Raw genomic sequence first — 9,141 nt, 5'->3', positions numbered from 1 at the left:
CGCCTTTTATGATTTACAGGAGCCAGAATGTTTACAGGTTTACCAGCATTGAGCCATGAACAGCAGCAGCAGGCAGTGGAACGTATTCAGCAACTGATGGCTGAGGGAATGAGCAGCGGCGAGGCGATTACGCTGGTGGCGCAGGAGATCCGCCAGTCGCATACTGGCGGACATATCGCAGCGCGCTTTGAGGATGACGAAGAAGAGTAATCAGGCCGGGTTCAGCGCGGCGATAATTTTAATTTCGACTTTATATTTCGGGTTCATCAGGCCGGCCTGCACGGTGCAGCGCACCGGCGCGTTGCCGGGCGACACCCAGGCGTCCCAGGCGCGGTTCATGGCGGCGAAATCCGCCTTATCCACGAGGAAAATAGTCGCGTCGAGAATCCGGCTTTTATCCGATCCCACGCGCGTCAGCAGTTTATCTATCACCGCCAGCGCATTCGCAGTTTGCGCCTCGGCGTCTTCATCCAGGTTTTCCGGTACGCTGGTGTAATAAACGGTATCGTTGTGGATCACCGCTTCCGACATGCGGTGTTCCACTGGCTCAATCCTGATTATTTCATTATTCATATCAAAACCTTATCAGTTATTGGTTCCATCCCTTGAATCGTTATGGGACAAATTTGGGACATTTTGCGTAAAAATATCATCAATCAGTCGTGCATGCAGTGACAAATGACTCGATGAAAAATGCGCGTATCGTCTCACCATGTCGATGGTCTGCCAGCCACCCATTTCCTGAAGCGTGGAAATCGGTACGCCTGCCATAATCAGCCATGTCGCCCATGTATGGCGCAAATCGTGAAACCTGAAATCTTCGATTCCGGCGCGCCTTAACGCAGCCCTCCATCCGGTATTGGCGTTACTGCTGACCGGGCGGGTTACTTTTGACGTTTCCCCGTTATCGTGTTTCACTCTTTCGACGTAGACGAACACGTACTCATCATGCCTGCCAATGTTCTTTCTCAACACTGCGCAGGCCGTATCATTCAGGGCAACGCCAATTGCTCTGCCTGATTTGCTCTCATCCGCATAAATCCATGCCATGCGCCTCTGCAGGTCTATCTGCTCCCATTTCAGGTTTGTGATGTTGGAGCGTCTTAGCCCGGTACATAGCGCAAATTCCACTGTGGACTTCAGTGGTTCGGAGCATTCATTTATCAGCCGCCTGGCTTCTTCCGGCTTCAGCCATCGGATGCGGCGCTCCTTCACCACAGGCACCTTTACCAGCGGCGCTTTTTCGAGGACGCGCCACTCTCTTTCCGCAGCCCTCAGTAGAGAACGGATAAAAGACAGGTGCTTTATCTTTGTGCCCTGCGAGGCAAGCTTAGGTGTGTATTCAGGAGCGGGCCTTCCTCTTTTCTCACAAGCTGCAGCTTGCTTTTTCCACCGGTTGAAGTGGTTTCGGTTTTCTATCCTTGCGACAGCTGCGTAGATTTCTCTTTCTGTAATATCCCTGAGCTGCTTCCCTTTCAGGAACGGAAGCCAGAAGGCTATCCGATCCTTGTCATCACTCAGGGTTTTCTTTTCTGCCTTCTCATGAATCCAGCGAACGCAGGCTTCTTCAAACGTCATGGAAATGGGCTCACCCATCTTCACAATACGCCACGACTCAGCCTTTAATTTGTCGTGGAGTTCCTGCGCCTGCTGCTTGTCGGACGTGCCAAGAGACTGCTTAACTCTTTTTCCGCCCGCCGTTGTGAAACTGGCGTACCAAATTTCACCTCTGCGAAAGATCGACATGGTTTTTCCTCATGTTTATCTGCCGCGCTCACTGCGACAGTGTGCATTGGATTATTGAGAGCGGCAATACATGCCTGGCGGGTGACGAGATAGGGTGACTTCGGTTTGGACGGGTCTTTGCGTGTTGCTGTCAGGCGTCCCGACCGTATCCAGTTGCTGGCCGTGGATCGGGAGATGCCGAGAAACGCGCAGGCCTCATCCAGGGTAAGCGCGTAAGCTTCCATAGATGACCTCTACAGGTAGTTGAATATTGCTCTGGCGATGATGATCGCAATGATGGTGATGATGAGGTGGGCGGGGGTGATCATGCGGCATCGCCTATGTTTTTTGCTGCTGGGGCTGCTACCCCGGGCAAAAGCTCTATATCGTTGCGAGGGTTCTGGTTTCCCCAGTGGTGCCACCCTGCAGCATTACCTCGACTGAATAACTCAATCCGCGGCACATCGCCATAAAGCAGCTCCAGCCGGTGGCGAGCCTCCCACGGCTTTGCGCTGTGTTCACCTAGCGGGCTATAGATGACCTGCTTAACCGATGCATTAACCCTTTCGATACCTGCACCACGCACAGCTATCAGCATGTCTTCCGAGTTTGCTCGGGTGTAATTGCCGCCGTTCATTCTGGTTTGCGCGTTGAGCAAGCCCAGCAGATCGTAAAAGTCCTCTACTTCACCCGCCGCCAGCGCCTTGTTGATGTGTTGCTCCGCTAGTTGGTTCAGCTTAACCCACGTAAACCCTTTCATCGTTCTGACCTTGAATCCCCATGCTTCAGCGAGCTGGACGGCTTCGGCGTTATGTGTGCCGGTGTACCACATCGCCAGCACTGCATCTTCGGCCGCAATATCCCAAACTGGCAGTCGCTTGATGTCCGTGATCGCCATCGTTGCGTAGTGGTCAGATGCTGCGCCGTTACTGATAGTGTTGCTGTATGCCCATGGCGGGTCGCAGTAAATGAGACGGTATTTCTCAGACATAACAACTCCTCACGCATAGCGCGATAGTGAATAGGGGGAGGTGGTTAGTGACTAGCGTGCTGCTCGCGTTCTTTCTTAGTCGCGTAACGCCAAGTGAAGCCGCGATGCGACTTTGCTCGACCGCTAATTGCTTCTTTGATACCGGATCGGTGGAAGCCCGGCGCATAGTATGCAGAGCGGAAATAAACCTGTTCACCGGTCTGCATATGAGTGCCGATAACGGCCATCTGACGAGAAGGCATCTCTTTCATCGAGTCATCTCCTTATCTATTTCCCGCACGAAATAGCTGAGCCAGCGCTTTGCTGGAAACGTACCGGGCGGGAGGCATTGAATTGTTCTGGCGTGTTTATCGAGAAGGGTGGTGATGATGCTGTCGTGGTCTGACTTTGGCCGGCCGTCGATGGCCTTGATGATTTCAGCTCTGCACTTCCTTGCTACGGAGCGAATCGCATTCTCCGCTTCGGGCGTCATTCACATCAACCTCCGCTGCTTCTCAGCCCACACCACGCGGCTGTGGTCTTCTCTGCACTCTGCTGAGCAGTAATGTCCCTTACTGATCTCCTCTTCGCAGTAGTGACACTTACCAGTGAACTCAACGCTGGGCGCCGGTCGGTTAGCCAGCGCTACCGCTATCAGCTGCTGCTCGCGTTCTGCGGCTTCATCAATCGGGTCGGCAAAATTCATGTTGTTTCTCCGAAATTTTGGCGTAAAAAAACCTGCCGAAGCAGGTTTCATTTGCCTGTTAACTTTTAACGTTTGGCTTATCAATGGGCTTCGTTTTGATCCACCCTGTATCTCCGCACTCAGAGCAAACCCAGTCGCCAGTTTGCGCTCCATTTGGATGCCTTTCCTTTTCTAAATGATTTGAACCGCATTTTGGACATTTGTCTGGCATTCCTGATGACATTATTTACTCTCCTCTTTTAAATAAACCGGGTCAGTACCTTTAGGCAGCTGCAGTGCTACCTGTCTGTAATGCTGCAATCGCTCCCTGAAGTAACCGCGTAACTCTTCCGGCTGCTCCATCTCTACCTGCTGCGGGATAACTGGCTGGTTCATGCGCTCTTTGTAAGCCACGCCTGACGCGGCTAAATCCACGTTAACCTTATCCCTTTCTTCTTTGCTGCGTGCTGCGAGATTGTGTGACATGACGATACCTCCTGAGTGGAGTATATCGCGGCTATCGATAAACAGGCGAGCAGTCGAGAGTCACCATCGGGCGGCACTCATTCAGCCTGACTCTGATGGCTTCGCATTCTGCTTTGGTGGGATAGATGGTTTCAGTAACGGGTAGGGCGTGAGAGTGAGCGGTAATGAGGAGTATGAAGCCTGCTAACATTCATTCTCCTTACTTTCGTCTGTTGGAATTCCCGCTAAAACGTCCCGCATCTTATAGGCACATTTTAATCTGACCTTTCTGGCTATTCTTTCAATGGCCTTTGCAGACTTTCCTATTGGCCAACAGACGATAAACGCCGGAAGAAGCATGGTGAGGGAGTATTTGAATCTGGTCACTGTCCCTCCGGTTTCGGTGCTGCCGCGAGCATTGCATCCCATACCTGCTTTGTGGCTAGCTGCTTATCGCCAGCGTCATACATTTCCGCTGTCGGCTCAACCGGCACCATCTTCCATCCTGCCAGCGCCTCATACTGCTGCGCGGTGTTGTCAATTAACGATTCCATCAGCGGCACAGGAGTGCCAACGTATTTATCCGCTTCCTCTTTGGTATGACAGAGGATGCCTTTGACTTCCCACGCCACCGGCTCAGCGGTTAATGCCGCCAGTGAAAGGCGATGTGAGGCGATGCGCATACGGTCACCGTCCCACAGTTCTTCTTTGCGCTGAATTCTGGCTATTTCCGCATTGATGAAACCAATCAGCGCCTTCCGTTCTTCATTTGTCATTTTCATTCTGCCACGCTCCCGTCAGCGGCCCGGTTGAGCATGGCCGCTCGGAATACTTCGGTTCGTGACAGCATTGACACGCTGTTCCAGATTTTCACGTCAATCATATTAAACGCCTCATACGGCAATACATCTTCAAGGTGGTTTAGAAAAACAACTACCTCATCAGGCACAACAAACGGCGCTGGCGGCGCGGCATAGACGATTCTGCGCATATCATCACCACAGCTATCGAAATAGTCTTTATTGCAGTCCACCCATTCGATATATCCGTCTATGTCTGGGCGATTCATTATGAATTGATAGACAGGCTCCTGCTTCGCCAGCTCCGCTATCTGCGCTTCTGCCTTATCTGCCCTGTCACGGTCAGTTATCCCTGTCTGCTCCAGAACTGACATTTGCCTATCAAGGCGTATAAAGTCAGCCTTCAGCGCTGCTATCTGCGCGCGTAATTCGCTGTTCTGCGCGTCACGTTGCGCTATTGCGTCACAGAGAGTACGGATGTTCTGCGGCTGCACTGCCTGCACGAACTCACGATTTCTGGCTTTGTCAGGGCCAAGAAATTTGGCAATAATAAAATTACCGTTGGCCTGATCATCATCACAGCAAATTGCCTCCCAGCCATCCCCATTCTCTTTAATCCATTCGCCCCGCGTCGCGTTCTCTGCCGCTTCGCGCATACGCTGTGTCAGTTCTATAATGTCAGTCATTGCTGTTGTCCTTAATTAGTTCCATATCGATAACCCGATAAACGATATCTTCATGCTCAAGCGACCACTCGGTGCCGCCTGTCCAGAACGAAACCCTGTTGCCGAGGTGCTTCACATCCGTCACCTGCACCGCCAGCCCATCCTCAAGCTCAATAAGCCATCCATCGCGAACCCGGCCTGCTTCCGTTTTCAGCCTGCGTCTGTGTTTGCGCATAGGTCACCTGTATTCAGGAGGTAGTCGGTCGTTGATTAGCTCAGCTGCTCGCTGAGCCCGGAGAGGATTGCGGATAACTTTCCCGGTTGGAGTAACCCAGCCGCGCTCCTTGCGGCTGTAGGGCAGGGCTATGCGCCCGACCCGGATTGCGTCAGTTGGCTGTTTCATCTCCATTCTCCAGAACGCTGTATTCCGCACTCAGAACTGAGGCGTTATCCTGGTCAATGTCGCTCTCTGCTTTCTCATCGAGAACAACGGCCTTTTGCATTTCGATGCTGACCGGCAGGTATTTGAACAGGCGGCGAATGACGGTTTTCTTTGCCATTTCTTCCCAGTGCGTAACCCACGGGCCATTGCCTGAGGCTTTGCTCTGCGCTTTAACCTTTTCGACCTGCTTCACAGTCATTACTTCAAACTGGGTACCACCATCCTTGAGTCGCGCCACGGCGTATACGTGAGTGATGGGGGCGTCTTCGTTTTCACCGGGACGGTGAGTCAGGTTCTCTTCGAGTCCGTATTCAAAGCTGAACTCATCATCTGCACGAACGACGCGAGCGGACAGGCTGACGATTTGTCCTGAGCGACGGGCAAGGTCTATCATCCCGCGGTAGCCGATAATGAGCTGGACGTTCGACTGACCAGATTTAGACTTGCCGTTGCCGAACGGTAGCAGGTAGGCATGGCCTAACGCGCTGCCGGGCTCAAGGCCGAGCTGAGAGCACTGAACAACTGCGCCAATAAAGCTGCTCTGGTCACACTGTGCCAGCGCGGGCGTCTTGCGAATTTCCGTAGTGACGATGCGAATCATGCGGTCTGCCGTCATGTGACGCGGTAGCGCCGCCGCAAGCTGGCTCTTCATTGCAGGCTGATTCATGAAGCCGACAAGCGTCTGCTCTGGCGTTTTGTTCACTATCTGCTTGCTCTGCTGCGTCTTCTGCAGGTCAGCGCTGGCGATAGGTGGCTGGTTACTCATTCTTTAACTCCTTCGCCCAAAAGGGCAGTGACAGGGTTGCGATGCCCGGCCATTCATTCCGTGACAGGCATTCAGCGAAAGTGGATAAATTGCGTTTGTATTCGGCTCTGCCTGCGTCTTTAGCTTGCTGGTCCATGATGAACACCTGCACCGGATAGCGTCCGCAGTCGATTGATGTGCTTACAGCAAGAAATGCAAAAGTTGGGGCTTCATTAAAATTCGACTCATATCCATCTGAGTAGAACGCGTCCTGTACGTGATAGCGGTATGAATAAAAGTCTTTCTGGAATTTGATGATGTCAGCAGTGCTTTTTACGTCCACGCACCAGTTGAACTCAGTAATCATTTTGTCTGGCCGGCAGCGGCATAAAACTCCTGTTTCACTGTCGTTCCAGTAGATGCTGGCCTCAGCCCTTCCTTGCGCCTCAAGCATCCATCTGGCTATCGGGTGAGCCATTGCACTGTCACGCATCAGGTACAGCTTCCTGCTGTCTTCGTGGGTGATTGGCGTGATTCCTTTCGCTTCACACCGTTCTATGAACTCCTTTTCCTTCTCCTTTCCTGCTGTCGTCCTTCGGTTAACTTCCGGCGCTATCTCAAAGCGCTTGCTGAATTCATCCGGCTCCAGCAAAAGACAGTGCAGAGCAGTGCCTAAATCCAGCGCAGCAGTTTTCTCTGCATCGACCGGGGCGTGCTTTTTCCACTGGTAGATGGCTGGGCTGATAGCTATATCATCCAGCTGCGATTTGCTGATTCCGGCGCCGCGGTGATAATCCTCATTACTGATATCGAAGTAGACGCCGGGCTCCATTACGCCACCTCGTTAAAACTGCGCCGCCCCATGAAGATTTGCAGCGCGTGTTCGTGCTTCACGTAATCCGTCAGGCTGTCCCACAGCGCGTTATTCAAACGCTCCTGAAAGTCGATACTGTCGGCAGCCAGGTCGAATGCGTTGATGTTGTCGCACAGGGCGCGCAGAACGGGCGTCACGGGGTTTGATTTAAACTGCCGGTCCATCGCCTCAACTTCGGCATAGATGCGCTCGTTGTCGCTCTCATCGAAGCCAGCGATGATTTTTTCAATCTCCTGCCGGTCTTTGAAATTCAGTCTGATATTCATGGGTTAACACTCCTGTTCAGAAACTCAACCAGGCGCTGAAGCAGGCTTTTACGCGGTGGCGGTGTGAAGCTGGCGCTGGTCAGAATGTTTGCCGGGTGAAACTGGATAGAGTTAATAGCGTGGAAAGGGCGACCACATGCCGCCCCAGCAATAGCGATTTGCATGGGTAATTTCCTTCGTTGATTGGTTTCATAACGGAGCGTCATTGAGTAATGGCGCTTTGGTATGGACATAAAAAAAGCCGCCATTTGGCAGCTCGCTATTTTTTTCAAAATTGAATATTATTTTCATAGGCATTCAGCTAACAAACTCTATGTGTTGGGTAAACGCTTACGAATGAATGTACTTAGCATCATGGCGTTAGCATCTGATCTCGTAACTTTATGGCCAATGATTTTATTGATTATAAAAGGAGCGCTTATGCTAATAACATGTTCAGGATTTAGTCCGGTATTGATGGTAGGTTGCGGGTGTGCGCTGCGGGTAAGCAAGCTACCGCCACGATATTAGTAAATTCTTAGTAAGCTCCAACACTTAACCCAAAAAGGGAGTAGCACTACGCCCGCACCAATTTAAAGGCCCCGCACATGCGGGCCTTATTTCATCTGGCAGTGATTATTCCTGTTTGACGATGCCCGGCGTTATAAATCGCCACAGCTGGCAGACATACAGCACCGCCTTCATTCCGATCGCGAATACTCGGCAGGGTGGTTGCTTTCACTACCTTTGTGCTGCACCCAGAAGCGGCTACAGCGATTTTACGAGCCAGATTCTCATCTGCCTGACGTTGCGCTTGCATCTCAGCACGACGCGCTCTACGACGATTCCTGGCGTTATCGGAAGCCTGAATTGTGATGATTACTGTCATGGTGTACCTCCGGTAATTGGCTTAGGTGATTGGATGGCCGGTGCACCGACTTTCGGCTATTAGGCCGACTACAGTGTGTTCGCCACGTTTCGCTCCCGTCATCGCCGTCCACATCCATATTGCCAATGTGGTTAGGAGGAGCCCTGAGTCGCAAGGTTGCGCATTCATCCAATCCCAAAGCCAACTTCTCTTTGCGCCACACTCTCGCAGTGGCCTCGCTCATGCCCTTGAGTCGTATGCCGCCCTGTGGCCGCCCATAACCAGTTCAGGATTGGCTTTCCTGATGCTTCCCCGGCGCGACTTCTATTCATTAACCCTAACCAGATGCGAAGCTGGCTCACGACGTGAGATTCGGGCGCAGGTTATTACCCTGCGATTGCCGCCTTTCGGCTGCTGCGGTCTAACCGCGTTAGTGCACCATTTGGCACCTCCTGTTTGGTTAAACTTCAGTTCCCCGCATTTCTGCGGAGACAAACCCCATCAATGTTAAAGAGCGATAAGTCCGTTTCGTACTGCCTCAGCGTCCTGCTGATGGAATGAATAATATGCGCATCACGCATATGCGTCAAGCGCATAAAATGATTTTGAGGTTGGATTTGGGGGGATTTTTATGTATGCGTATGAAACAGAAAGAGA

At 52.0% G+C, this 9,141-nt stretch carries 16 protein-coding genes and 1 pseudogene; 1 reads left to right on the top strand and 16 read right to left on the bottom strand.

The features are described 5' to 3' along the window. The first annotated feature begins 27 nt into the window (after positions 1-27). A complete protein-coding gene (locus C2E16_RS11915) occupies positions 28-210 on the top strand; it encodes a YoaH family protein (protein WP_038625780.1) in 183 nt (60 codons plus the stop codon). Here the strand turns inward: C2E16_RS11915 and C2E16_RS11910 are convergent, their stop codons facing one another. The 16 genes and pseudogenes from C2E16_RS11910 to C2E16_RS11830 form a co-directional block, all read right to left on the bottom strand. Then, positions 211-573 carry a RidA family protein gene (locus C2E16_RS11910; RefSeq protein ID WP_084970729.1) on the bottom strand — a complete coding sequence of 121 codons (363 nt, stop codon included), beginning with the start codon at positions 571-573 and terminating at the stop codon, positions 211-213. A gap of 12 nt (positions 574-585) precedes the next feature. Next, complete coding sequence (locus C2E16_RS21155; protein WP_244555317.1) at positions 586-1,740, bottom strand: site-specific integrase; 1,155 nt, start codon at positions 1,738-1,740, stop codon at positions 586-588. Continuing rightward, positions 1,623-1,970, bottom strand: a complete 348-nt coding sequence (locus tag C2E16_RS11900) for a helix-turn-helix domain-containing protein (RefSeq protein WP_104951509.1) — start codon at positions 1,968-1,970, stop codon at positions 1,623-1,625. Before C2E16_RS11900 ends, C2E16_RS21155 begins: the two co-directional genes overlap by 118 nt. Positions 1,971-2,050: 80 nt before the next feature. Then, positions 2,051-2,716: an MT-A70 family methyltransferase gene (locus C2E16_RS11895; RefSeq protein WP_084970725.1), complete on the bottom strand. Its 666-nt coding sequence runs from the start codon at positions 2,714-2,716 to the stop codon at positions 2,051-2,053. A gap of 44 nt (positions 2,717-2,760) precedes the next feature. Continuing rightward, entirely contained in the window at positions 2,761-2,967 is a 207-nt protein-coding gene (locus C2E16_RS11890) for a hypothetical protein (RefSeq protein ID WP_084970723.1), read from the bottom strand. After that, positions 2,964-3,188, bottom strand: a complete 225-nt coding sequence (locus tag C2E16_RS11885; RefSeq protein WP_084970721.1) for a hypothetical protein — start codon at positions 3,186-3,188, stop codon at positions 2,964-2,966. Before C2E16_RS11885 ends, C2E16_RS11890 begins: the two co-directional genes overlap by 4 nt. Further along, positions 3,189-3,401 carry a hypothetical protein gene (locus C2E16_RS11880; protein ID WP_084970730.1) on the bottom strand — a complete coding sequence of 71 codons (213 nt, stop codon included), beginning with the start codon at positions 3,399-3,401 and terminating at the stop codon, positions 3,189-3,191. A 222-nt stretch (positions 3,402-3,623) separates the two neighbouring features. Then, positions 3,624-3,866, bottom strand: a complete 243-nt coding sequence (locus C2E16_RS11875; RefSeq protein WP_084970719.1) for a DNA polymerase III subunit theta — start codon at positions 3,864-3,866, stop codon at positions 3,624-3,626. Positions 3,867-4,228: 362 nt separating this feature from the next. Then, entirely contained in the window at positions 4,229-4,627 is a 399-nt protein-coding gene (locus C2E16_RS11865) for a hypothetical protein (protein ID WP_084970717.1), read from the bottom strand. Beyond that, on the bottom strand, positions 4,624-5,331 hold the full coding sequence (locus C2E16_RS11860) for an ead/Ea22-like family protein (protein ID WP_084970716.1): 708 nt from the start codon (positions 5,329-5,331) through the stop codon (positions 4,624-4,626). The genes C2E16_RS11865 and C2E16_RS11860 overlap by 4 nt, the downstream gene beginning before the upstream one ends. Next, positions 5,324-5,545 carry a hypothetical protein gene (locus tag C2E16_RS11855; RefSeq protein WP_084970715.1) on the bottom strand — a complete coding sequence of 74 codons (222 nt, stop codon included), beginning with the start codon at positions 5,543-5,545 and terminating at the stop codon, positions 5,324-5,326. The genes C2E16_RS11860 and C2E16_RS11855 overlap by 8 nt, the downstream gene beginning before the upstream one ends. 3 nt (positions 5,546-5,548) lie before the next feature. Continuing rightward, positions 5,549-5,719: a DUF1317 family protein gene (locus C2E16_RS11850; protein ID WP_084970714.1), complete on the bottom strand. Its 171-nt coding sequence runs from the start codon at positions 5,717-5,719 to the stop codon at positions 5,549-5,551. After that, on the bottom strand, positions 5,697-6,518 hold the full coding sequence (recT, locus tag C2E16_RS11845; protein ID WP_084970713.1) for a recombination protein RecT: 822 nt from the start codon (positions 6,516-6,518) through the stop codon (positions 5,697-5,699). The genes C2E16_RS11850 and recT overlap by 23 nt, the downstream gene beginning before the upstream one ends. Beyond that, positions 6,511-7,329 (bottom strand): annotated as a pseudogene (locus tag C2E16_RS11840) (PD-(D/E)XK nuclease-like domain-containing protein); the annotation flags it as partial. The gene recT and the pseudogene C2E16_RS11840, both read right to left, overlap by 8 nt. Beyond that, positions 7,329-7,637, bottom strand: a complete 309-nt coding sequence (locus C2E16_RS11835; RefSeq protein WP_084970711.1) for a hypothetical protein — start codon at positions 7,635-7,637, stop codon at positions 7,329-7,331. The gene C2E16_RS11835 and the pseudogene C2E16_RS11840, both read right to left, overlap by 1 nt. 601 nt (positions 7,638-8,238) lie before the next feature. Further along, positions 8,239-8,505 carry a transcriptional antitermination N peptide gene (locus C2E16_RS11830; RefSeq protein ID WP_084970710.1) on the bottom strand — a complete coding sequence of 89 codons (267 nt, stop codon included), beginning with the start codon at positions 8,503-8,505 and terminating at the stop codon, positions 8,239-8,241. Between the last annotated feature and the right edge of the window lie 636 nt (positions 8,506-9,141).

Source organism: Mixta calida (assembly GCF_002953215.1).
Taxonomy (GTDB): Bacteria; Pseudomonadota; Gammaproteobacteria; order Enterobacterales; family Enterobacteriaceae; genus Mixta; species Mixta calida.
The sequence above is the reverse complement of the archived record's forward strand: the minus strand, read 5'-3'. Positions and strand labels throughout refer to the sequence as shown.